Here is a 24,100-nt window from a genome sequence, read left to right as displayed (position 1 = left end):
AAAGGGTGAACTTCCATGAGCGGAGCAGCTGCTCGACCGCTGCAAAAGGCCGGCCCCTGCCGGACGCGTGGCGCTTCCCGCTGTGGCCGCTATTCAATAGCGATCCCAGAAGCCCGGCTGGGTCTGGCTGTACTTGGTGAAGGCTCCGTACAGCGTGTTGGGATCATAGAGCCGCTTCTTCAGATCCTTGAGGAACGGGGCGAGGCTGCGGAAGCGCCTTTCAGGCGAGCCGGTGATCGAGCCGGGGCGTGGATCCAGGGTCTGGGCCGGCCCGCTCTTGGCGAGCGTCCTGTAGATGTCGTCGATCTGGCTGAAGATGTCCCGCTCCGCCTGCGCCAGCTGGTTGGCGACATGGGCGTAGCAGTCGTCGACGCTGGTCTTCTTCTTGCATTCGGCCATCGCCATGCGGAAGGGATAGACGCGCCAGTCCATCCCCCGGTAATGGCCGTCGAAGGGCGGGTCGCGGTGTCCCGTCATCTCCCCGCGCTCGTTCTCGAACTGGACCTGGACATAGAGTGCGACGAGGCCACGGTCGTAGTACCAGAGGTCGAGGAAGCCTGGAAAACCGATCTTCCTGGCGAGGTCCACCCAGTCTCCGAGGCGCTTCTTGCGGTCTCCGGCCCAGCTCGGCTCGTTCGCAGCCTGGGCCGCGAAGTCGAGGATGCGCTCCGCCAGGTTGCGCTCCGACTGGAGCGTGACCTGCGGCGAGGCGGTGATCGCCATCGCTTCGTCCGCGGTGATGCTCACCCGGGCGAACTTGATGCTCATCATCCACCGGCTCGTCGGTTCGCGATGCGAGCGCCGGTAGAGGGCGGCGGCGATGGTGATCTTCTGGCCAGGGGGATAGCCCTCGCCCTTGAGTTCGGCATGAAGACCCTGCAGCTCCTGCGTGGCGCGGACGAGGCCGCGGGCAAAGTAGCCGCCATCGGATCTGTAGACGATGTAGTGGCGTAGCTCGTAGGCGACGTTGGCTGCGAACCTGTCGAAGTCCAGGTCGAAGGTCGGGGTCAGGAGGACGACGGGCTTCGGCAGGATCGGCGTCCACCCGCCGAGCTCATGCTCGTTGGCGCGCCTGCGGAACTCTTCGATGGGCATGTAGTCCGTGCGCTGAGATGCCATGGCCGGCCTCGCACGAAAGAATGGCGGGCTGTGCGGCTGACCGCCTTCGCTCCGCATCCACGCAGCTGCGTGACTGCTTTTGATAATATCACCGGCACGCCCCCCACGGAACGACGGCGCTCCGCGCCGCGAGGAAGAAAGAAAAAGGCGCGGACGGAGCCGCGCCTTTTTCTTCCGAGCCGGGCCGCGATCAGTCGAAGCGGCCGGTGGCGTGCGCCAGCATGGTGTAGACCTTGCCGGTCTCCGACGTGAGGTAGGTCTTGGCCATCATCGAGTCGCGGTCCTGGCGCGAGACCTCGGCGAGCAGGCGCTCGAACTCGTCGATGTAGCGGTCCACCGTCTCACGGAACTCCGCGTCCTGACGGTACTTGCGGCGGATCTCCTCGAAGGTCTGCTGGCCCTGCAGCGTATAGAGCCGGCGGGTGAAGACGTTGCGCTCGCCGCGCTTGTAGCGGTCCCACAGCTCCACCGCCGCATCGTGATCGATCATCCGGGCGATATCGACCGAGATGGAATCGAGCAGCTCGATGGTGCGGCGCTGGCTGGCGGGCGCGCCGGCCACGGCCTGCGCGGCGGGGGCTGCGGGCTTCGCCGGCTCGCCCTCGTCGCGCGAGGCGCGCACGAGGAGATCCGAGAGCCAGCCGCGGCCGCCGGCCTGCTGCGGCGCGGCCTCGCGCTGCGGGGCAGGGGCGGGTGCACGCGGCGCCGGTTGCGGGGCGGGAGCCGCAGCCGGCTGGGCAGCCTGCGGTGCCGGCTGGGGCCGCGGCGCCGGGGCGGCCGGGCGCTCGGCAACCGGACGCTCGGCGGCCGAACGCTCGGCAGTCGAACGCTCGGCTTGGGCCGGACGACGCGGCTGGGCCGCTTCCACCACGTCGACGGCGCGGCCCGACCGGGTGACGATCTCGGTCAGCTCGTTGAGCGCCTTGATCTGGTCGGCGACGACGCGGCGCATGGCGGCGGTCGTCTCCTGCGTCTCGCGCGGCATCTCGATCACGCCGCGCTTCAGCTCGCCGCGCGTCGCCTCCAGCTCCTCGTGGATGCGGGCCGTCATGCCGCGCATGTCGTTGGCGACGGAGTGGAAGCGCTCGGTGGCCTGGCTGAGCCCCTGGCTCATCTCGGCGATGACCTGCTCGTAGGCCTGGCGCAGGGCAGCCGCCGTGCGCTCGCGCTCCTTGCCGGTCGTCGTGCGGATGAGGTCGAACTGCTCGCCGATGGCCTGGGTGGCCGACTGGGCGTTCTCGGCCAGCACGGAGCCGATCTGGCGCGCCTTGCGCTCCGCCTCCTGCAGCGTCTCCGAGAGGAGGGCGCTGAAGGACCGGGTGATCGATTCCATGTCGTCGGCCCGCTCGCCGACAACCGAGACGAGGTTCTCCAGCGTCTGGCGGCGCTCGTCAAGGGCGACGCCCACGCGGGATTCGACGCCTTCGAGCAGACGCGTCGCCTCGGCGATGGCCTTGATGTGCTCGTTCGTGACCTCGGCGACGGCCCGGCCCTGCTGGCCGAGCTTCTCGGCGAGGCCGGCGGCCTGCGTCAGCGTCTGGCCGGAGATGGCACGCAGCGCCTCGACCTGGGCGGCGACGTCGCCCGCCGCGCGGCCGGTCTCCTCCTTCACCGCGCCGAGCACCTCCTGCAATTCGCCGACGCGGCTCGTCAGCCCGTCCTCGACCTGGGCGAGGTTGGCGCTGGCGCTCGCCGTCATCTGCTGCAGCAGGCGGTTGGCCTCGGACAGGCGGTCGAGCACGCCCGACAGCTCGCCCTTCAGGCGGTCGTTGGTGGACATCAGCGTCTCGATGGAGCGGCTGGTGCCGTCCTCGATGACCCGGCGCAGCGATTCGCTCGACGAGCCGAACAGGTCGGTGAGCTCCTGCGAGCGCTCCTGCACCGCATCGACGATGGAGCGGCCGCGCGTCTCCAGCGTGCGCACCACCGCCTCGCCGACCGAGGCGACCTCGCGGGCGATGCTCTCGCCGCGGTCGGCGATGGCGCCGACGAGGCCGAGGCCCTTGTCGTCGAAGAGGCGCTCCAGCTCCTGGGCGCGGTTGCCGAGGGTGGCGTTGATCGCCTCGGCGCGGGCGGCGAGGTTCTCGGAGATCGCCTGGCCGCGCTCGTCGAGCGTGGCGCTGACGGTGTCGAGCCGGTCGACGACCCGCTCCTCGAAGCGGGCGACGCGCTGGTCGAGCGTCGCCGCGATGTCGAGGGCGCGGCCGCCCAGCGTCTCGTTGATCTCCTGCGCCTTGCCCGAGAGCACCTCGGTGAGCTGCGCGCTCTTCGTCGAGATGACGCCGCTGATCTCGTCGACCTTGGAGGCGAGCGCCTGGGTGACGTCGCGGCCGCCCTCGGCCATGACGCGGGCGATCTCCTTGGTGCGCTCGACGAGGGCGTCGTTGAGGGCACTGGCGCGGGAGCCGAGATTGTCGTCGATGCGCACGATGAGCCCGTCGAGCGACTTCGCGATCTCCTGGCTCTTGGTGGCCGAACGTTCCTCGAAGCGCGCGATGTGCGCTTCCATGACGTCGCCGGCCTCCTTGGTGCGCTCGGCGAGCGCGTCGGCAAGCTGGGTGCCGTGGGTCGTCAGCAGGTTCTCGACATCAGCGAGGCGGGCCGTGACGGTCGTCGTGAAGCCCGACGTGTCGTTGGCGATGCGCTCGGCGAGCGCCTGGCCCTTGGTGACGATGACATCCTCGAAGCCGGCGAGGCGCATGGACAGCGCCGCGTCGAGCCGGTGGCCGCGCTGCTCGATGGTCTCCTCGAGCGCCGCGAGGCGCGCGCCGAGGGTGGCATCGAGCGTGCGGGCGCCGCTCTCCACGAGCTGCTGGAAGGAGCCGAGGCGGGCCGACAGCGTCTCGTCGAGCGAGCCGGCGCGCGCATCCACCGTGCGCTCGAAGCTGGAGAGCTTCTCCGACAGGCTCGCGTCGAGGGTCGACGTGCGGCTCTCGATGGCATTCTCGAACGCGGAGAGGCGCGTGTCGAGCGTGCTGTCGAGGCTGACCGCGCGGCTCTCGATGGCGTTCTCGAAGGCCGAGAGGCGCGCGTTGAGCGTGTTGTCCAGGCTGAGGGCCCGGTTCTCGATGGTCTCCTCGAAGGCCGACAGGCGGGCGTAGAGCGTCATCTCCAGCTTGTCGCCGCCGGTCTCCATCGTCTTCTCGAAGGCGGCGAGGCGCTCGCCCAGCTTCTCGTCGACGAGGCGGCCGCGGGTGTCGATGGTCTCGGCGAGGGCCTCGGCGTTGCGCGCCAGGGCCTCGTTGACGCGCGAGGCCTGCGTCGCAATGGCGAGCACGACGTCCTTGCCGGTGCCGGCCATGAGGGCGCGGGTCTCGTCCGTCTGGCTGGCGAGCATGTCGCGCAGCTCGGAGGTGCGGCCGGCGAATTCCTCGGCGAGCGTCCGCGCGCTCTCCTCGAAGGTGACGCGGGCGCTCGCGGTGCGCTCCTCGAGCAGGGAGGCCATGTGCGTGCCGGTGGTCGAGAGCGTGGTCTCGAGCGAGCGGGCGCTGTCCTCGAAGGCGGTGCGCACGAGGTTGGTGCGGTCCTCGACCAGCGAGGCGAGGCGGTCGCCGACCGTCCCGAGGCTCTCCTCGATGCCGCGGGTGCCGTTCTCGAAGACGGCGCGGACGTTCTCGGCGCGGGTCTCGAGGAGGTCGGCGAGGCGCTCGCCGGTGCTGGAGAGGCTGTCATCGAGCGCGCGCGTGCCGTTCTCGAAGGCAAGGCGGATGCTCTCGGAGCGGCTGTCGAGCAGGCTCGACAGGTGCCCGCTCGTGCTCGACAGGCTTTCGTCGAGGGTGCGGGTGCCGTTCTCGAAGGCGAGGCGGATGGCTTCCGAGCGGCTCTCAAGCAGGCCGGACAGCTGCTCGCCGGTGTTGGCGAGGCTGCGGTCGAGGGCCTGCGTGCCGGTCTCGAAGGCGCGGCGCACGTCGTCCGAGCGGCTCTCGAGCAGCGCCGCGAGGCGCTCGCCGGTGGTCGACAGGCTCTCGTCGAGCGTGCGGGTGCTGTTCTCGAACAGCTCGCGGGCGACGCTGGTGCGATCCTCGACGAGGCCGGCGATCCGCTCGCCCGCCGTGTTGAGGGTCATCTCCAGCGCCTGGGCGCCGTCCTCGAAGAAGCTGCAGGCGGCGTTGGCGCGCTCGGAGATGAGGGCGGCCATGCGCTCGCTGGTGCTGGTGAGGGTCGTCTCCAGCTCCGTCGCGCTCTGCGAGAAGACGGTGCGGGCGGTGCTGGTGCGTTCCTCGATGAGGCCGGCGAGGCGGTCGCCCGTTTCGGCGAGCGTCTGCTCGAGGGAACGGCCGTTGACGTTGATGACCTCGTGGATGCGCTCGCCCGTCTCGGCGAGGCGCACGGCGAGGCCCTCGCCGCGCGAGGCGATGGTGTCGGCGATCTCGCGGCCGGTGATCTCGATGCGCTGCGTCACCTCCTCGCCGCGGGCGCCGATGGCGACGCTGAGCGTCTCGCCCGTGGAGCGCAGGGTGTCGTTGACCTCCATGGCGCGCTGGGCGATCTGCTCGGCGACGCTCGTGCCGGTCTCGGCGAGGGTGCGGGTGAGATCGGCGGCGCCTTCGTTGAGGCCTGTGGTGAGCACCTGGCCGGTGCGCTCGATGGCTTCGGTGATCTCGCGTGCCTTGCCGTCGAGCGTCGAGGTGACGTCGGCGCTGGCGCTGGCGAGGCGGGCGCCGACGGCGTCGCTGGTGGAGCCGAGGCGCTCGACGAGGTCGCCGCCGCGCGAGGTGATCTCGTCGATCATCCGGTCGCCGGCGCGGCCGAGGGCGAGCGTGATCTGCTCGCCCTTCGAGCCGAGCTGCTCGGTCACGCGCGTGCCGGCGGAGGCGACGGCCTCGGCGATGACGCGGCTCGCACCCTCGAGCTCCTGGGCGAAATGCTCGTGCGCGCCGGAGATGGCGGTCTTCACCCGCTCGCCATTGCTGATGATGGCCTCGCGCTGGGCGACGAGCTCGTCGAGCAGCGAGCGGATGCGGATCTCGTTGTCGCCGTAGGCGCGCTCCAGCGTGGAAATCTCGGTGCGCACCAGCGTCTCGAGCTCGCCGGCACGGGCGAGCGCCCGCTCGAGGCCGTCGCCCATCGCGGCCACCTCGCGGCGCACGGCCTGGGAGAGGTTCACGACGGAATCGGCGGCCAGGTTCTCGGGCTGGGCGAGGCGCACGGCAACGCCCGTCATGGCGCGGGCGACGAGGCGCATCTCCTGCGCGCGGGTGTGCAGCGTCGCGAGGACGAAGAACAGCACGACGGGGCCGAAGACCGTCAGGGCGAGCAGGGCGCCCTCGACGGCGCCGATGGCCCCGATGGCGCCATCGATGCCGACGGCGCCGAGGTTGTAGCGCTGCCAGATGCCGGCCCCGGTGAGGCCGAGCCACACGAGCGAGGCGAGGAGGGCGAGCCAGTAGGCGCGGGAGGAGGGCCGGGCCTGCAGGGCCTGCAGAAGGGCCCCCACCGTCTCCTTGTCGTCGTTGGCGACGCGGGAGGGATCGGGCGCGACGACACCGGCCGGCTTCTGGCCGGCCGGGCGGGCGGCTGAATCAGGGGCGGCTTTTTCGGCGGGGCGGGCGCTCATCGGCTTCCCATCGTCCGTGGCAGGCGCGGTGTCCCGGGTGCCGGGCTTCGGTGCCGGCATCTTGAGGGACGGCTTGGCAGGCGAGAGCTGGCTCGCCTTGGGCATCTCGGGGGTGCCTTCGGCCGGCTTCTCGGCCGGGGCACCCGTAACGGAGGCGAAAAAGGCCTGTTCGTCGATCTCGGGCAGGCGCGGCTCCTCCGCCGGATCGGGCAGCTTGCGCGCCGTCGCCGCCCGACTGTCGAGCGCCGTCAGGTTCAACGCCTGCTCGATAGCCGACAGGGCTGCTTCCGTCGGGTCTTTTGCCTGATTGTCCTTGGCCATGATCGCCGCCTCACTCACGCCACACCACGGGTCCGCCGCCGCTGCCTGTTCCGGCAACGGCGGCCTGCGTCCGGACGGGGCCTCCTCGCTTGCGCAAGACCGCCCGGCCGCAAGGACCGCCATTTACCAAAACAGTCTATCGTTCGGTTCCGGTGAAAGAAACCCGACCGGACGGCCACTTGAATGTTTCGTTAACGCCTTGTTTACCATTTGAAACGTCAAAGACTTATGGCGGGAGAGTGGCATGGTTGACGGACGGCGCGCGAAGCGGCTCTCTTCCATGTGGACAAGCCCGATCGCCGGCCCTGCCGGCTCGCCGCCGGGACGAGGATCATGATGGCTGCCCGCGAGACGGATGATGCCGCTTCGCCTTTGGACGAGGAATTCCTGCTGCGCCAGGCCGCCGGTGACGAGGCCCTGATGCGCGAGGTGGCCCAGCTCTTCCGCGAGCAGCTCAAGGGCCAGATGGCCGTCATCGCCGGCAATGGCGCGGCCGCGCTGCGCTACGAAGCCGCCCACACGCTCAAGGGGGCTTCGCTCGCCATCGGCGCCCGCCCCCTCGCCGAGGCGGCAAGGCGGATCGAGGCCGAGCTGCGGCGCGCCACCGAAGGCGGTGAGCAGGCCGGGCTCGACGATCTCCTCCCGCCGCTCGAGGCGGCCGCCGCCGATTGCGACATCGCCCTCGCCGAACTCCTGACACGCGGCTGATCCGGGGGCGGGTGGCGGCTGCGACGCACCGCCGGTGTTCACATCGCCTGCAAATGTTCTAAAGAGGGCGGGAATCGCCACGGAGCAGGGCATGCCCAAGATCACTTTCATCGATGCCGACGATACCGCCCGCACGGTGGAGGCCGAGGTCGGCGCCACCGTGATGGAGACGGCCATCCGCAACGGCGTGCCGGGCATTGAGGCCGAGTGCGGCGGGGCCTGCGCCTGCGCCACCTGCCACGTCTATGTGGACGAGGCCTGGCGCGAGGCGGTGGGCGAGCCCGAGCCGATGGAGGAGGACATGCTCGACTTCGCCTTCGACGTCAGGCCCAGCTCGCGCCTGTCCTGCCAGATCCGCGTGCGGCCGGAGCTCGACGGCCTCGTGGTGCGCACGCCCGAGCGGCAGGGCTGAGCCGGCTTTCGCTCACCCCTCGGCGAGCGGCAGGCAGATGTCCGTGACGAGATCCTGCGCCGGCACCTCGCGCGGGTCGTTGCGATAGATCTCGTAGGGCGGGCGGTCCGCCGGTTCGTGCCCGCTCGCGGGCAGCCAGGCGCGGTAGAGCCAGTCGTAGGCGCGCTCCAGTTCGGCATAGGGCCCGCGGTGGCGCAGCACGGCGTGCGTGCCGGCAGCGATGGGGACGATGTGGACGGTGGCGTCGCCCTCGATCCCGGGCTCGACGGCGATGCCGGCGTCGGAGCGCAGGTCCTTGGCTGCGACGCTGCCCGGGTCGTCGTAATAGACGCCGACGGTGACGGCGCCCGGACCGAGGAGGCCGCGCGCCGCCGCCCAGGGCATCAGCCGGTCGAAGGCACGGCCGATCTCCATGTAGGGTCCCACATGGCGGATGGCGGCGAGGCGCAGCGCCGGCATGGGCTCAAGGGTGACGGTCCAGGGACTGGTCATGGTTCCATCCTCTTCGTGGGTGCGCCCGGCGCCCGGCAGCAGTCGGCCGCGGCGCCGGTAGGCTGCGGGGGCATGGCCGTAGGAGGCCGCGAAGGCGCGCGTGAAGGCGGCGACGCTGCCGTAGCCGGCCCGGGCGGCGATGCGCGCGATGGGCGATTGCGAGGCGACGAGGCCATGGGCGGCGCGGTGCAGCCTGAGGCGCCGCGCCGTCTCCGCCGTCGTCTCGCCCGTCATCGCCCGGTAGATGCGGTGAAAGTGGTAGGGCGAGAGACAGGCGATGCCGGCGAGACGCTCGAGCGACAGGTCGCCGTCGAGGTGGCCGGCGATATGCGTGGCGACCCGGGCGATCCGCTCGGCGTAGTCGAGGCGTGTCTGCGACTTCAGGCCGATCATGTCTCCGTTCCGCTCCCTCGCGCGTCGCGCCGGTCCTTCCGGCGCCGGTGGAGAGTACCGATAGCGGCTTGATCGGCGTTGCGCATTTTCCGTGCCGGACGGCGTGCGCTCCATGCCACCGACGCCGCGGTCGTCCGCGCCGGGGGCGGTTGACCTCGATCAACGCCGCGGCGAGGCTGGGCGACTAGGTTTCATCGTCTCGATGACAAGGGGGTTTCGATGTTCAAGTCCATCCTGGTGCCGGTCGATCTCGCCGAGGTCGAGGTCTCGCGCGCGGCCATCGACAAGGCGGTGGCCTTCGCCAATGCCTCCGGCGGTCAGGTGCGCCTCATCTATGTGCGCTCGATCCTTCCCGTGACCTTCATGGAGTTCGTGCCGCCGGATTTCGACGCCGAGCAGCAGACCGACAGCGAGGCCAAGCTCAAGGAAGTCGCCGAATCCGTGCCGCTGCCGAGGGAGCGCGTCTCCACGGCGGTCCATATGGGCGCCGTCTACAACGAGGTGCTCGAGGAGGCGGCGAAGATGAACGCCGACCTCATCGTCGTCGGCTCCCACCGCCCCGCCATGGCGACCTATCTCCTCGGCTCCAACGCCTCCACCATCGTCCGGCATGCGCCGTGCTCGGTGCTCGTGGTGCGCGAGAATCACACCGGCGAGGGCTAAAGCGGCAGGGGCTTCAGCTTCGCGGCAGGAGGTCGGCCGGCAGATCGTCCGCGGTCGCCGGCCGCGGACGGTTGCGCAAGACGAGCGGGGCGAGCTGCCAATAGGCGAGGGCGAGCACGGCAAGGCCGATGAGAGCCGTCGTGCCTGCGCCCTGGCTGACGGCCTGGTATGCGAAGCCGGCCAAGCCGAAGATCGTGACGAGGCCGATGGCCGCCAGCAGCAGCCAGGCGGCGTGGGAGCGGCCGCAGCGGATGGCGACGCCCGGATTGGCCGCCGCCACCGCGGCGACGAGAGCCCGCACGAAGGCGGAATAATCGCCGTTCTGCGTCTGCGCGCCGGAGAGGCCCCAGTTGACATTAGTGAGCGACAGGCTGCGGCCGTCCGCCATGCGCAGGGTCGTGCGGTAGACCTCGCGCACCGCCGTCTTCGATTCGAACGTCAGGCGAATCTCCCTGATCGCTGACAGCGCGACGGTGTCGACGCGTCGCCCGGCATCGGCCACCAGCCGGTCGCCCTCGAGCCGGTAGGTGACCTCGAAGCCGACGGGCCGGGGCTTCTGGCGATAGACGTGGCCGGGCGGGTTCCTGGAGTCTTCTGCGATGTCGTCCTGATCCTGCATGGCTGTCTTGTCGGCGAAGGCGGGCGCGGAGGCAAGGGGGCGGAGGCGAGAGGGCCGGGCGAGGAGGTGGAGGCGAGCGGTGCGCGTAAAGGCGCGCTCGTGCCCCGAACGCACCGCAGCACGTGAGTGATGCGGTGCAGATCCGGGGCCCATTCGCCGCGGGGTATATGGCGCCTTCGGCAGGTTCTTGCGCTGGATCCCGGCCCGCATTCCGCTTCGCTGCATGCGTCCGGGATACGAGCTTGCGCCGGGGTGCGGCGGTCTGCAATTCCCCCGACTGCCGACTGCCGACTGCCGACTGCCGACTGCCGACTGCCGACTGCCGACTGCCGACTGCCGACTGGCGCCGCCGCCTCACCGCATCAGCGCGCGCATCGCCCGGTCGAGGCCGTCGAGCGTCAGCGGGAACATGCGGTCGCCGATCAGCTGGCGCACCATGGCGATGGAGCGGGTGTAGCCCCAGCGCTCCTCGGGCACCGGGTTGAGCCACACGCTCTTCGGGAATTGCGTGAACAGCCGCTGCAGCCAGACCTCGCCCGCCTCCTCGTTCCAGTGCTCCACGGAGCCGCCGGGCATGGCGATCTCGTAGGGGCTCATCGAGGCATCGCCGACGAAGACGGCGCGATAGTCCGACGGGAAGGTGCGGATGACGTCGAGGGTGGGGATCGTCTCCTCGAAGCGGCGGCGGTTCTCCTTCCACAACTGCTCGTAGGGGCAATTGTGGAAATAGAAGTGGTCGAAGTGCTTGAACTCGGAGCGCGCGGCGGAAAAGAGCTCCTCCGCCTTCTCGACGTGCCAGTCCATGGAGCCGCCGACATCGAGGAAGAGCAGCACCTTCACCGCATTGTGCCGCTCCGGCACCAGCCTCACGTCGAGATAGCCCTTGTGGGCCGTGGCGCGGATGGTGTCGTCGAGGTCGAGCACCTCGGCGGCGCCCGTGCGGGCGAAGCGGCGCAGGCGCCGGAGCGCCACCTTGATGTTGCGCGTGCCGAGCTCGACCGTGTCGTCGAGGTCCCTGAACTCGCGCTTGTCCCACACCTTGATGGCGCGGAAGTTGCGGTTGCCGTCCTGGCCGATGCGGATGCCTTCGGGATTGTAGCCGTAGGCGCCGTAGGGCGAGGTGCCGGCGGTGCCGATCCACTTGCTGCCGCCCTGATGCCGCTCCTTCTGCTCGGCGAGGCGCTGGCGCAGCGTCTCGAACAGCTTGTCCCAGCCCATGGCCTCGACCTGCCGCTTCTCCTCCTCGGTCAGATAGCGCTCGGCGAGCCTGCGCAGCCATTCCTCGGGAATGGCGGCCTTTTCGACAACCGGACCGAGGGTCTCCAGACCCTTGAAGACGGTGGCGAAGACGCGGTCGAACTTGTCGAGGTTGCGCTCGTCCTTCACGAGGCAGGTGCGGGCGAGATAGTAGAAGTCCTCCACCTTCTTGTCGGCGAGGTCCGCCTCCAGCGCGCCGAGCAGGGTGAGATATTCCCGCAAGGTGACGGGGATCGTCGCGGCGCGCAGGGCGGTGAAGAAGTCGAGGAACATGCCGGCAATCTAGAGCATTTTCCACCGAAGTGGATGCCGGTCCGGCGAAGAAAATGCTCTATTCTCTGAAAGATAGACGCTCTTTCCGATTCAGGTACATCGCAAAGCGCTAATGCAGCCCTCGCAGCACCGCGCGACGGCATCAAAAAAAGGGCCGCCGGGCATGCCGGCGGCCAAGGTGCTGGGTTGACGGGTCTCGAAACGACCGACCGAGGGCCGGGCGCTTACTGCTGCTGAGCCGGCGGAGCCGGCGGAGCGCCACGGTGGTGGAAACCGGCGTGACGCATGCGATGGCCGTGACCGCGCTGCATGCCAGCGCGCATCAGCACGTCGAAGCGGCCCTTCTGCGCCTCGTCGAGGCTTTCGTAGAGCGGCTTGGCGGCTTCGGCCAACTTCTTCATCTCGGTAGCGCGCTTCTCCATGAAGTCGGCGCGCATCTCAAGACGCTCGATGGCGCCCCGGCGTTCCGTGCGCTCGGTCCGGCTCTCGCGCCGCTCCTGCATGGCGTCGGCGCGGGCCTTGGCCATGTCGCGCAGGGCGGTCTCGAGGGCAGGCCAGTTCTTCTCCTGGTCGGCGGTGAGCTTGAGGCCAGCCTTGAGGCCGGCGATGCGCGCGTCGAGGAACGCCGCCCGGTCGGCTTCGCTGAAGCGGGGGCCGCGCTTCTCCGCCTGCTCGGCACGCGGGCCGGCGCCGGGCTGCGCGCCATTCTGGGCCATGGCCATGAGGGGAGTGACGGCAACGCCCGCCGCAAGGGCCGCTGCAACGATCGCTTTCTTCATCGTGGTCCTCCATTCGATGTGGACCAAGGATGGGCTCCCCGATATCCGATTTCAAATTAAACTTCCGCAATGTTCATGTTATCAGAATGTTTACAAAAATGAATACCTGTTCATGTTTCCGTGTATTGCGTAGTTCAACGTCAATCCATCCGTTTATATAATAATCGATGCATGGGCCGGCGCGGGGTTTTGTCTGGCTTCCGGTATCCGATGCTTGTGCCGCGCCGGCAGTCTCCATGTTATGTCAGTACCATCCGGGGCCCCAGACGCCCCAGTCCCAGTTCATCGCGGCCTGCTGGTTCATCATCGCCGTCATCTGCTGCTCGTCGGCGAGGTTCTGCTGGAAGACCATCTGCCGGTAGTTGCCGTAGGCCGTCTGGTCGCCATAGTACAGGCAGCGGCAGATGCTGGGGTCGGCGTAGAGATAGAGGACATTGCCGTTCTGCGCCTGCTGGACGAACTTGTGCGCCGGCAGCGCCTTGAGCGAGGCGAGCTTGTCGGGCGTATCCGCCGGCTTGATCTTGAAGCCGGCCGCCGACAGCATGTCTTCCTTGTTCTGGATCGACGAGACGCACCCTGCGACGGCAAGTGAAGCCGCAACGGCAGAGACGATAATGGCTGTCCTTCTCATGCCACTCCCCCCTATATGAACGGTCGATCTTCCCCGTTTTCGTGTGGGGAGCACGCTGGCCGACAGGCCAATAATTCCAAACAGCTTTAAAATTCAACGGGGATTACTGTCGGTACGTCGGTGGAATAAGTCAACCGGCGCGAAGCACTTTTCCGGCTTGGCGCTGTCGCGGTGGTCACTGCCCCCCGCTTTCGCGCATGGCGCGCAGTTCGTTGCGGAAGAGGTCGCGCCGGTCGTGCACGGCGGCGATGGCCAGTCCCATGGGCACGCCGAGATGGACGAGGGAGGCTTCCGAGAGCTGGAGGCTCGCCTCGATGGTCTCGGGGACCGCATGCGTCACGCCGAGGCCGTAGAGATGCCGCGCGTGGCGTGCGTCGCGGGCCCGCGCGATGATCTTGATGCCGGGCTTCAGGGCCTTCGCCTGAAGGACGATCTCGTCGACGGCCGTGGAGGCATCGACGGTGATGATCAGGCCGGCGGCATCGGCGATGCCGCACAGGCGCAGGTATTCGCGCCGGGTCGCGTCGCCGTAGAAGACGTTGCGGCCCTGGCGGCGCTCCGCGGTGACGGTCGCGACGTCCCGGTCGACCACGAGATGGTCGATCGCCTGGGCCGCCAGCATGTCGGAGACGAGGCGGCCGACGCGGCCGCAGCCGATGATGATGGCGTGCCCGTGCTCGCCCGGCTCCGGCTGCACCTGCGCCTCCGGAGGCAGGGCTCCGGGACGGTCGAAACGCCCGGCGGCGATGGCGCCGAGGCGCGCGAGCAGGGGAATGAACACCATCGTCACGGCCGTGGCCGCGATGGCGATGTCGCTCACCGGGCGGGGGATGACGGCGAGGGCGGCGGCATGGGTGAGCAGGACGAACGCGAACTCGCCGCCGGGGCCGAGCAGCAGGGCGCTCTCGGCCGCCGCCGCGTGGCCGCCGGAGAAGAGACGCACGAGGCCGTAGACGATGAGCGTCTTCACGAGGACCGCCGCGGCGGCTGCGCCGAGGATGATGCCGGGCTGGCGCGCGATGCCGCCGATGTCCACCATCATGCCGACACTGATGAAGAAGACGCCGAGGAGCAGCCCCTTGAAGGGCGCGATCATCACCTCGATCTCCCGGCGATATTCCGTCTCGGCCAGCAGCAGCCCGGCGATGAAGGCGCCTAGCGGCATGGACAGGCCGGCCGCGCCGGTCGCGAGCGCGGTGCCGACGACGACGAGGAGGGCCGCCGCCATGAACAGCTCGGGGCTGTCGGCGGCCGCGACGAGGCGGAAGAAGGGGCGCAGCGCCCGCCGGCCGATCAGCACGATGACCGCGATGGCGAAGACCGCCTGGCCGATGGCGATGACGAAGCCCGTCGCCACGGAGCCTTCCTCGCGCGCGCCGAGCACGCCGACGAGGAAGAGGAGCGGCACCACCGCAAGGTCCTGGAACAGGAGGACGGCGAAGCTCGTGCGCCCGGCGGAGGTGCCGAGGCGCCGGCGCTCGGCGAGCGATTCAAGCACGATCGCTGTGGAGGACAGGGCAAGGGCGCTGCCGATGACGAGCGCCTCCGCCGCCGCGCCGCCCGCGAGCGCGACGCCGAGACCGAGCGCGGTGGCGCAGGCCACGACCTGGGCGAAGCCGAGCCCGAAGACGAGGCGGCGCAACGTCCACAGGCGGGCCCAGGACAATTCGATGCCGATCACGAAGAGCAGGAACACGACGCCGAATTCCGCGATGCGCGCCATCAGCTCCTGATCGGAGATGGTGAGGTAGCGCAGCACCGGCACCTCGCCGACGAGGTTGCCGAGACCGTGCGGCCCGAGCACGGCCCCCACGCCGAGGAAGCCGAGAACCGGGCTGATGCGGAGGAGCTTGATCATCGGCACGGCCGCGCCGGCCGCGGCAAGAACGAGGAGGGCGTCCTTGTAGGTCTCGACTGGTACTGTCGCTGTCATCGCCCGTCCGTGCGCGCCGCGGCGCAGAATCCGCATCCGCTCGCGGCATCATGGGCGAGCGGCAGCCGCCGAGGCAATCGCGGATATGGGCGCTCCGCGGCGAGTGACCGGCTGTCGCGGCGCAGGCTCGTCACCGGGAGGGGCCGCAGCATGAAACGGTGCGGTGCAGGGCCAGGGCCAGACGGTGCAGGCCGTGCGGCGCCTGCGGCGAGTCGCCAGCGCTGGTTCCCGGGTCGCATTCCGCTCACGCTGCATGCGCCCGGGAGACGATGTCGTACGCGGGGAGGGGGCGATCCCTCCGGCGCAGGCGCGTTCCCCGGACGCGCCGCAGCACGCAGTGATGCGGTGCAGATCCGGGGTCCATGCCTCTCAGGTGGTTCGGGGCCTTCGGCGAGTCTTGTGCTGGTGCCCGGGTCGCATTCCGCTTCGCTGCATGCGCCCGGGAAACGAGGTTGCTCCCCGTATGGGACGGCTGCCTTTTCCCCGACTGCCGACTGCCGACCGCCGACTGCCGACGCCTGGCTAAGCCACCGACAGCGCCTGCGTCAGGTCGGCGATGAGGTCGTCCGAGTGCTCGATGCCGATGGACATGCGGATGGTGGCGTCGCTGATGCCGATGCGCTCGCGCGTTTCCTTCGGCACGCCGGAATGGACGGTCGTCGCCGGATGGCAGACGAGCGATTCCGTGCCGCCGAGGCTCACCGCCAGCTTGAAGATGCGCAGCGCGTTGAGGAAGCGGAAGGCCGCCGCCTCGCCACCGCGGATGTCGAAGGAGAAGGTGGTGCCGGCCGCATCGCACTGGCGCGCGAAGGTGCGCCGGGCCGGGCTCTCGGCGGGCAGCAGCGTCGGGTAATAGACGCGCGCCACCTTCTCGTGGCCGGCGAGGAAGGCGGTGACCGCCTCGGCGTTACGGCAGGCGGCGCTCATGCGCAGGCTGAGCGTCTCCAGCGAGCGGGCGATCATCCAGGCCGAATGCGGGTCGAGCTGGGTGCCGATGGCGCCGCGCAGCAGCTTGATCGGCTTCACCAGCTCGCGCCGGCCGAGCACCGCCCCTGCCACGAGGTCGGAGTGGCCGCCGACGTACTTCGTCAGCGAATAGACCGACAGGTCCATGCCGTGGGCGAGCGGCTTCTGGAACAGCGGTCCGAGCAGCGTGTTGTCGCAGGCGACGATCGGGCGGTGGCCCTGCCTGTCGCCGATCTCGTCGGCGACACGGCGCACGAGCGCGAGGTCGACGAGGCTGTTGAGGGGGTTCGACGGCGTCTCGACGAAGACGACGCTGACGCGGCCCTTCGCCATCGCCGCCTCGGCCGCGGCGCGCACGGCCGCCTCGTCGACGCCGTCGATGAAGCCGACCGCATCGATGCCGAAGGGCTTCATCGTCCTGGCGATCAGCGTTTCGGTGCCGCCGTAGAGCGGCTGCGAATGCAGGATGACGTCACCCGGCCGGGCGAAGGCGAGCAGCGTCGTGGCGATGGCCGACATGCCGCTCGAGAAGATGGCGCCCATCTCGGCGCCCTCGAAGATGGCGAGGCGATCCTCGACGATCTCGCTGTTGGGGTGGTTGAAGCGCGAATAGACGAGGCCTGGCTCGGTGCCCGGCTCCGGCTCGCGCCGGCCCGCGGTGAAATCGAAGAAGTCGCGCCCTTCCTCCGCCGAGCGAAAGACGAAGGTGGAGGTCAGGAAGACCGGCTGCTTCACCGCTCCTTCCGAGAGGGCGGGGTCGTAGCCGTAGCCCAGCATCAGCGTCTCGGGATGGAGCTTGTGATTGCCGATCTTGTCCTTGTGGTAGTCAGACGATGCCATGACAAGCGTTCCCTCGATTGGCGGTTTGCCCGTCCCGCCGGCCGCGAGGCCATGCGGAGCTGTCTCAACGCTAGTGTGCGCCCTTTGGCATTGCTCGGCCAATCGGATCGCGCAAATGTGCTCGCAAGGGCAGGAACTGCCAGAATGGAGGGGGAATGGGGCAGATATCGCTCGACTCGACCGACCGCCGCATGTTGCGCCTGCTGCAGGGCAACGGGCGCATGACCAACCAGGAGCTGTCGGAGCGCATCGGCCTGTCGCCATCGCCGTGCCTCAGGCGCCTGCGCCGGCTGGAGGAGGCGGGCGTCATCCGCGGCTATGCGGCCAAGGTCGACCAGAAGGCCTACGGCCTGCCCGTCACCGTCTTCGTCTCGGTGCGGCTGACACGCCAGAACGAGGAGGAGATCGCCGCCTTCGAGCAGGCGGTCGCCGGCTGGGACGAGGTGAGCGCCTGCTATCTGATGACCGGCACGCAGGACTATCTCCTACACGTGGTCGGCGAGGGCATCGAGGACTACGAGCGCTTCGTCAAGACGCGGCTGACGCGCCTCAGGTGCATCGCCGCCATCGAATCGAACTTCGTGATGGGCGTCGTGAAGGAGGGGGCCGTCTTTCCGGAGGTGGCGGGGTAGGGACCCGTCATGGCCCGGCTTGTCCCGACGGCTGCCCGATCGACGCCCTCCACCTGGCCTCAAGCCATTGATCGAACGTGGAAGACCGTTGCTGCGAGCGGCCCGGCCTGACGCCTGCACGCCGTTTCTTCGCCGTCATGCCCGCGCCCGTCCCGGGCATCCACGCCGCGACGCTGGCGTGGGGTCGAAGGCGTGGATGGCCGGGACGAGCCCGGCCATGACGAACGGGGAGGTTGTGCCATTCTTCCCGTTCCATTCGCATAACTGTCTCCGCCGTCATGCCCGCGCCTGTCGCGGGCATCCACGCCGCGACGTGGGCGCGGGGGCGAAGGACGTGGATGGCCGGGACGAGCCCGGCCATGACGGGTGTGCGCCGTTTTCTGCCGTCACGCCCGCGACAGTCGCGGGCATGACGGCGGGGCGGGCTTTCGTCGAGAGGCGTGCCCCGCTTGCCCCGTCCCCGTCCGCTCCCTACTGTCGCCGGCGAGGCTGCGCCCCCCGGTTTCAGGAGACGACATGCGGTTTGACGGCACCGATACCTATGTGGCCACGGAGGATCTCAAGGTCGCGGTCAATGCGGCCATCGTGCTGGAGCGTCCGCTCCTCGTGAAGGGCGAGCCCGGCACCGGCAAGACCGTGCTCGCCGAGGAGATCGCGCGGGCCGTCGGCGCGCCGCTCATCACCTGGCACGTCAAGTCCACCACCAAGGCGCAGCAGGGGCTCTACGAATACGACGCCGTCTCGCGCCTGCGCGACAGCCAGCTGGGCGACCCGCGCGTCTCCGACATCGCCAACTACATCAAGCGCGGCAAGCTGTGGGAGGCCTTCGTGTCCGAGCGGCGCCCGGTGCTGCTCATCGACGAGATCGACAAGGCCGATATCGAGTTCCCCAACGACCTCCTGCTCGAGATCGACCGCATGGAGTTCCACGTCTACGAGACGGGCGCGACCGTGCGGGCACGCCAGCGGCCCATCGTCGTCATCACCTCCAACAACGAGAAGGAGCTGCCGGACGCCTTCCTGCGCCGCTGCTTCTTCCACTACATCCGCTTTCCCGACCACGAGACCATGGCCCGGATCGTCGAGGTGCACTATCCCGGCATCAAGAAGCGCCTCGTCGCGGAGGCCCTGCGCCTCTTCTTCGACATCCGCGACGTCCCGGGCCTCAAGAAGAAGCCCTCGACCTCGGAGCTGATCGACTGGCTCAAGCTCCTCATGGCCGAGGACATCGACGCCGACACCCTGCGCGAGCGCGACACGCGCAAGCTCATCCCGCCGCTCCACGGCGCGCTCCTCAAGAACGAGCAGGACGTCGGGCTTTTCGAGAAGCTGGCCTTCATGAGCCGGCGCGAGGGGCGGTAGGCGCACCGAGATGCCCGCGCCAGCAGATTAGTATGATGACTTGAAATTGGTGTGCACGTCGATCCTCCCCCGCATGGGGGAGGTGGCGCCGCGAAGCGGCGACGGAGGGGCCTGCGGGTGGCATTTACGCGCGCCGTGCCCGGACTTGACCCCACCCGTCTCGCGCCTTTGGCGCGATCCACCCTCCCCTTGAGGGGAGGGATCAAGGCAAGTGACTTGCGCCGACTTGAATGCATAATGCTGTGGGCTCGCTGGCAATCCCTGGGATCTCAAGCGATCTGAGCGGGGCGTCCGGAAGGCGGAGCCGCCCCCACCTCTAACCCCTCCCCGCCGCAAGCGGGGGAGGGGAATTGCATTCAGCGCTCCTCCAAAAACCGCCGCAGCGCGCGGCCGACGTTCTCGATGTGGGCGCGCAGCAGTTCGCAGGCGTCGTCGATGCGCCCCGCGCGGCAGAGGTGGACGAGCTCGGCGTGCTCGGCCTCGGCTCGCTCCATGCCGCCGGTCAGGGACAGCTGCAGGCGCGTGTGGCGGTCGCAGTCCTGCAGGAGGTTGGCGACGATGCCGGCGGTGCGCGGCTTCTCGGCACGGCTGTAGAGCAAGAGGTGGAACGCGCGGTTGAGCTCGCCCCAGCGGCTGACGTGCCGGGCGCGCAATTCGTCGCTGTATTCCTCCAGGATGCGGTCGAGGCGGGTGTAGTCGTCGTCCGACAGCTGCGGGGCAGAGGCGGCGAGGAGGCGCGGCTCGAGGAGGAGGCGCAGTTCGAACAGCTCCTCGATCTCGGCGAGCGACAGTTCCGGCACCACCGCGCCGCGGTGCGGATGGATCTTTACGAGCCCCTCTGCTTCGAGCTGTATCAGCGCCTCGCGCACGGGAATGCGGCTGACGGCGAATTCGGCGGCGAGCGCATCCTGCCTCAGCTGGCTGCCGGCCGGCACCTCCCCGTCGAGGATGCGCCGGCGCAGCTCGGCGGCCACGGCCGCCGAGATGGTGCGGTGCTGGACCGTCTTGCGGAGCGGAGAGGAGAGGGCGGGGTCGTTCATCGGGGTCCTGGTGCGTGCTTGACAGCATTGATTTTATACAATCTACAATTCATGGCAATCTCACCATCCGGAGAACGGCCATGGCAGCGCGCATCGGCTGGGAAGGCGTCTTCCCCGCAGTCACCACGCAGTTCCGCGCGGATTTCAGCCTCGACATCGAGGCGACGCGCAAGGTGATGGCCGGGCTGATCGACGACGGGGTGTCCGGCCTCATCGTGTGCGGCACGGTGGGCGAGAACACCTCGCTGTCGCGGCCCGAGAAGGTGGCGGTGATGGAGGCGGCGAAGGATGTCGCCCAAGGGCGCGTGCCGGTCATCGCCGGCATCGCCGAGTTCACCACCGCCTTCGCCGCCGAGACGGCGCGGGAGGCGGCGCGTGTCGGGCTCGACGGCATCATGGTGATGCCGGCGCTCGTCTATTCGGCCAAGCCACACGAGACGGCAGCGCATTTCCGCGGCGTCGCCGGGGCCACCGACCTGCCGGTGATGGTCTACAACAATCCGCCGATCTACAAGAACGACGTCACGCCCGACATCCTCGCTTCGCTCGCCGATTGCGACACCATCGTCTGCATCAAGGATTCCTCCGGCGACACGCGCCGCTTCACCGACATGCGCAACATGGTGGGCGAGCGCTTCGTGCTCTTCGCCGGGCTCGACGACGTGGTGGTGGAGAGCGTGATGCTGGGGGCCGCCGGCTGGGTGTCGGGCATGTCGAACGCCTTCCCGCGCGAGGGCGAGACCCTGTTCCGCCTGGCGCGCGCCGGGCGCTTCGAGGAGCTGCGGCCGCTGTACGACTGGTTCATGCCGCTGCTCCATCTCGATGCGCGGCCCGACCTCGTCCAGTGCATCAAGCTGTGCGAGGAGATCATGGGTCGGGGCTCCGCCCTGACTCGGCCGCCGCGGCTGCCGCTCACGGGCGAGGAGCGCCGGGCGGTCGAGGACGTCGTGCGGAAGGCGCTCGCCTCGCGCCCGGCGCTGCCGGACGTCGGGCTGAAGAGCGCGGCCTGACAAACGGGGGCGGACCATGGCGCGCCACACGTTCTTCTGCATCGACGGGCACACCTGCGGCAATCCGGTTCGCGTCGTTGCCGGCGGCAGCATTCCGCAGCTTACGGGCGAGACCATGTTCGCCCGCCGGCAGCATTTCCTCGCCGAATACGACTTCATCCGCACCGGCCTCATGTTCGAGCCGCGCGGGCACGACATGATGTCGGGGTCCATCCTCTATCCGCCGACGCGGGAGGACTGCGACGTCGGCATCCTCTTCATCGAGACCTCCGGTTGCCTGCCCATGTGCGGCCACGGCACCATCGGCACGGTAACGATCGCGCTCGAGAACGGCCTCGTCCGCCCGAAGACGCCGGGCGTGCTGAGGCTCGACACGCCGGCCGGCCTGGTCGAGGCCCGCTATGTCGAGAACGGGCCGTTCATCGAGCGGGTGCGCATCACCAACGTGCCGTCCTTCCTCCTCGGCACGGGCTACGACGTTGCGGTGGAGGGGCTCGGGCCGCTCAAGGTGGACGTCGCCTACGGCGGTAATTTCTACGCCATCGTCGAGCCGCAGGACGGGCACGGCGACCTTGGGGAGGTGAACCCGTCCGACATCCTGCGCTGGAGCCCGAAGCTCAGGCAGGATTTCAACGCCCGCCACCGCATCGCCCATCCCGAGAACCCGGCCATCGACCGGCTGACCCATGTCATGTGGACGGGGCGGCCGAAGACGGAGGAGGGGACCGCGCGCAACGCCGTGTTCTACGGCGACAAGGCCATCGACCGCTCGCCCTGCGGCACCGGCACGTCGGCGCGCATGGCGCAGCTCGCGGCGCGCGGGTCCTTACGCGAAGGGGATGTCTTCGTCCACGAGAGCATCATCGGCTCGACCTTCTCCGGCCGCATCGAGGCAAGGGCGAAGGTCGGCGGGCACGATGCGATCGTCCCCTCCATCGAGGGCTGGGCGCGCGTCACCGGCTTCAACACCATCGTCATCGACGACCGCGACCCCTTCGCCCACGGATTCCAGGTGGTCGACGGCATCGGCTGAGGGGAGCACAGGGGCGGCTGCCCTTGCGTGGCCGGGGCGGGATGCCTAGCTTGGCGCCCATGCTTCGCCTCATGCTCCTCCGTCACGCCAAATCCGCCTGGCCCGCCGGCGCCGCCGATCACGAACGGCCACTCGCGCCGCGGGGGCGCGAGGCCGCGCCGCTCATGGGGCGCTACCTTGCCGGCGAGCATCTGGTGCCCGACCTCGCCGTGGTCTCGACGGCCAAGCGCACGCAGGAGACATGGGCCCTCGTCGCGCCCGCCTTCGCCGAGGAGGTGCCGAAGCGCGACGAGCGGCGCATCTACGAGGCGAAGACGGACGCTATCCTCGCCGCCATCCGCTCGACCGGGCCGGACGTGCGCACGCTGCTCGTCATCGGTCACAATCCGGGCTTTGCCGATCTCGCGACGCGGCTCGTCGGCCACGGCGACCGCTATGCCTTTGCCCGCCTGCGCCAGAAATATCCGACGGCGGGGCTCGCGGTGATCGATTTCGACGTCGCGTCCTGGGCTGACGTGGCCGAGCACGGCGGGCGGCTCGACCGCTTCGTCACGCCGAAGATGATCGGGGGCGAGGATGAGGACTGAGGCCGGCTCGGACGCGGAGCGCGCCTGATGCCGCCGTCCTTCCTCGACGGCACAGTCGATGCGCTGAAGAGCCTCGCCGAATATGCGGCAGGCGCGGTGCGGCCGACGCTGCGCCTCGGCGTCACTGGCCTCGCGCGTTCGGGCAAGACGGTCTTCACCACGGCGCTCGTGCATCACCTCACGGGCGTGACGCCCATGCCCGTGTTCCGTGCCTCGTCCGAGGGGCGCATCCGCCGCGCAAGGCTGGCGCCGCAGCCGGACGACACGGTGCCGCGCTTCACCTACGAGGACCATCTCGCGGCGCTGACGGGCCCCGGCCGGCAATGGCCGCAGTCGACCAACCGCATCTGCGAGCTGCGCGTCGAGATCGACTACGAGCGTCCGCCCGGCTGGCGGTCCGGCCCGGCGACGCTGGCGCTCGACATCGTCGACTATCCCGGCGAGTGGCTGCTCGACCTCGGCCTGCTCGACCTTTCCTATGCCGAGTGGTCGCGCGCGACGCTGGAGGCGAGCCGGCGGCCGGAGCGGGCGCCGCTCGCTGCGGCCTGGCACGCGCATCTGGCGACGCTCGCGCCCGACAAGCCGGCCGTCGAGGCCGAGATGGTGGCCGCGAGCGATCTCTTCAAACAGTACCTCTCGGCGCTGCGTGCCGGCCCCGAGGCGGTGGCGACGACCCCGCCGGGCCGTTTCCTGATGCCCGGCGACCTTGCCGGCTCGCCGGCGCTGACCTTCGCGCCGCTCGACGTCAGGCCCGGCGCGCCGCATGCGCCGGCGAGCCTCGCGAGCCAGATGGAGCGGCGCTTCGAGGCCTACAAGAACCATGTGGCGCGGCCGTTCTTCCGCGAGCATTTCTCGCGGCTCGACCGGCAGATCGTGCTCGTCGACGTGCTGGCGGCGCTCGATGCCGGCGCGCGGGCGGTCGGCGAGCTCGAAGGGGCGCTCGACCAGGTGCTCGGCGCCTTCCGGGCCGGGCGCAACACGCTCGTCAGCAGCCTCTTCGCCCCGCGCATCGACAAGGTGCTCTTCGCCGCCACGAAGGCCGACCATCTGCATCGCAGCGACCATGCGCGCCTCGACGCCATCCTGCGGCTTCTCGTCGAGCGCGCCATCCGCCGCTCGGAAGGGGCGGGGGCGCGCGTCGACACGCTGGCACTCGCCTCGGTGCGGGCGACGCGCGAGGCAAGCGTGCGCGAGGGCGGCGAGCGGCTGCCGGCCATCGTCGGCGTGCCGTGCGCGGGCGAACGCGTGGGCAACGAGGTCTTCGACGGCGAGGGCGAGGCGGCCATCTTCCCCGGCGAACTGCCGGATGACCCGAAGGCGATCTTCTCCGGCGCCGTCGTTCCCGGCAGCCTGCGCTTCCCGCGCTTCCGCCCGCCGCTCAGGGTGCCGGATGCCGCCGGCCGCATGCCGCCGCTGCCGCACATCCGCCTCGACCGGGCGCTCGAATTCCTCATCGGCGACCGATTGGCCTGA

At 69.6% G+C, this 24,100-nt stretch carries 19 protein-coding genes; 9 read left to right on the top strand and 10 right to left on the bottom strand.

Annotated features, from left to right (window positions below; genetic code table 11):
- Positions 1–93: 93 nt before the first annotated feature.
- Positions 94–1,119 carry a hypothetical protein gene (locus AL346_RS01290; RefSeq protein WP_026015377.1) on the bottom strand — a complete coding sequence of 342 codons (1,026 nt, stop codon included), beginning with the start codon at positions 1,117–1,119 and terminating at the stop codon, positions 94–96.
- Between the two features lie 190 nt (positions 1,120–1,309).
- Positions 1,310–6,997: a hypothetical protein gene (locus tag AL346_RS01285; protein WP_019403573.1), complete on the bottom strand. Its 5,688-nt coding sequence runs from the start codon at positions 6,995–6,997 to the stop codon at positions 1,310–1,312.
- 333 nt (positions 6,998–7,330) lie between these two features.
- On the opposite strand from AL346_RS01285, the gene AL346_RS01280 reads away from it, so the two are divergent.
- Both AL346_RS01280 and AL346_RS01275 read left to right on the top strand, forming a co-directional pair.
- Positions 7,331–7,705, top strand: a complete 375-nt coding sequence (locus tag AL346_RS01280; RefSeq protein WP_050996701.1) for an Hpt domain-containing protein — start codon at positions 7,331–7,333, stop codon at positions 7,703–7,705.
- 91 nt (positions 7,706–7,796) lie between these two features.
- Positions 7,797–8,117, top strand: a complete 321-nt coding sequence (locus tag AL346_RS01275) for a 2Fe-2S iron-sulfur cluster-binding protein (RefSeq protein ID WP_019403575.1) — start codon at positions 7,797–7,799, stop codon at positions 8,115–8,117.
- 12 nt (positions 8,118–8,129) lie between these two features.
- Here AL346_RS01275 and AL346_RS01270 read toward each other — a convergent pair whose 3' ends face one another.
- Positions 8,130–9,002 carry a GyrI-like domain-containing protein gene (locus AL346_RS01270; protein WP_019403576.1) on the bottom strand — a complete coding sequence of 291 codons (873 nt, stop codon included), beginning with the start codon at positions 9,000–9,002 and terminating at the stop codon, positions 8,130–8,132.
- Positions 9,003–9,221: 219 nt separating this feature from the next.
- Between AL346_RS01270 and AL346_RS01265 the strand changes: the two genes are divergently transcribed.
- Positions 9,222–9,665: a universal stress protein gene (locus tag AL346_RS01265; protein ID WP_019403577.1), complete on the top strand. Its 444-nt coding sequence runs from the start codon at positions 9,222–9,224 to the stop codon at positions 9,663–9,665.
- Positions 9,666–9,678: 13 nt separating this feature from the next.
- Here AL346_RS01265 and AL346_RS01260 read toward each other — a convergent pair whose 3' ends face one another.
- From AL346_RS01260 to AL346_RS01235, 6 genes are all read right to left on the bottom strand, one after another.
- Entirely contained in the window at positions 9,679–10,284 is a 606-nt protein-coding gene (locus AL346_RS01260) for a hypothetical protein (protein ID WP_019403578.1), read from the bottom strand.
- Between the two features lie 354 nt (positions 10,285–10,638).
- The gene (locus AL346_RS01255) at positions 10,639–11,814 is read right to left on the bottom strand and encodes a VWA domain-containing protein (RefSeq protein ID WP_019403579.1); all 1,176 of its coding nucleotides are present in this window, start codon (positions 11,812–11,814) and stop codon (positions 10,639–10,641) included.
- Positions 11,815–12,038: 224 nt separating this feature from the next.
- A complete protein-coding gene (locus AL346_RS01250; RefSeq protein WP_019403580.1) occupies positions 12,039–12,593 on the bottom strand; it encodes a Spy/CpxP family protein refolding chaperone in 555 nt (184 codons plus the stop codon).
- A 244-nt stretch (positions 12,594–12,837) separates the two neighbouring features.
- Positions 12,838–13,224, bottom strand: a complete 387-nt coding sequence (locus AL346_RS01245) for a hypothetical protein (RefSeq protein WP_210289572.1) — start codon at positions 13,222–13,224, stop codon at positions 12,838–12,840.
- Positions 13,225–13,399: 175 nt separating this feature from the next.
- The gene (locus AL346_RS01240) at positions 13,400–15,157 is read right to left on the bottom strand and encodes a cation:proton antiporter (protein WP_026015379.1); all 1,758 of its coding nucleotides are present in this window, start codon (positions 15,155–15,157) and stop codon (positions 13,400–13,402) included.
- Positions 15,158–15,679: 522 nt separating this feature from the next.
- Positions 15,680–16,963, bottom strand: coding sequence for a cystathionine gamma-synthase family protein (locus AL346_RS01235; RefSeq protein ID WP_019403583.1), 1,284 nt, complete (start codon positions 16,961–16,963; stop codon positions 15,680–15,682).
- A gap of 155 nt (positions 16,964–17,118) precedes the next feature.
- Between AL346_RS01235 and AL346_RS01230 the strand changes: the two genes are divergently transcribed.
- Entirely contained in the window at positions 17,119–17,595 is a 477-nt protein-coding gene (locus AL346_RS01230) for an Lrp/AsnC family transcriptional regulator (protein WP_019403584.1), read from the top strand.
- A 516-nt stretch (positions 17,596–18,111) separates the two neighbouring features.
- Entirely contained in the window at positions 18,112–18,957 is an 846-nt protein-coding gene (locus AL346_RS01225) for a MoxR family ATPase (protein ID WP_019401746.1), read from the top strand.
- Positions 18,958–19,313: 356 nt separating this feature from the next.
- Here the strand turns inward: AL346_RS01225 and AL346_RS01220 are convergent, their stop codons facing one another.
- Positions 19,314–19,997: a GntR family transcriptional regulator gene (locus AL346_RS01220; protein WP_019402972.1), complete on the bottom strand. Its 684-nt coding sequence runs from the start codon at positions 19,995–19,997 to the stop codon at positions 19,314–19,316.
- Positions 19,998–20,077: 80 nt separating this feature from the next.
- Here AL346_RS01220 and AL346_RS01215 point away from each other — a divergent pair, with 80 nt between their 5' ends.
- From AL346_RS01215 to AL346_RS01200, 4 genes are read left to right on the top strand one after another with little or no spacing between them, the layout of a single operon-like run.
- Positions 20,078–21,007: a dihydrodipicolinate synthase family protein gene (locus AL346_RS01215; RefSeq protein WP_019402971.1), complete on the top strand. Its 930-nt coding sequence runs from the start codon at positions 20,078–20,080 to the stop codon at positions 21,005–21,007.
- A 16-nt stretch (positions 21,008–21,023) separates the two neighbouring features.
- Positions 21,024–22,040 (top strand): 4-hydroxyproline epimerase, encoded by a 1,017-nt coding sequence (locus AL346_RS01210; RefSeq protein WP_019402970.1) that lies wholly within the window; start codon positions 21,024–21,026, stop codon positions 22,038–22,040.
- A 59-nt stretch (positions 22,041–22,099) separates the two neighbouring features.
- Entirely contained in the window at positions 22,100–22,627 is a 528-nt protein-coding gene (locus AL346_RS01205) for a histidine phosphatase family protein (protein WP_019402969.1), read from the top strand.
- A gap of 27 nt (positions 22,628–22,654) precedes the next feature.
- The gene (locus AL346_RS01200) at positions 22,655–24,100 is read left to right on the top strand and encodes a YcjX family protein (RefSeq protein WP_019402968.1); all 1,446 of its coding nucleotides are present in this window, start codon (positions 22,655–22,657) and stop codon (positions 24,098–24,100) included.

Source organism: Chelatococcus sp. CO-6, from assembly GCF_001271345.1.
Lineage (GTDB): Bacteria > Pseudomonadota > Alphaproteobacteria > Rhizobiales > Beijerinckiaceae > Chelatococcus_A > Chelatococcus_A caeni.
This window is presented reverse-complemented; position numbering and strand designations above follow the sequence as displayed.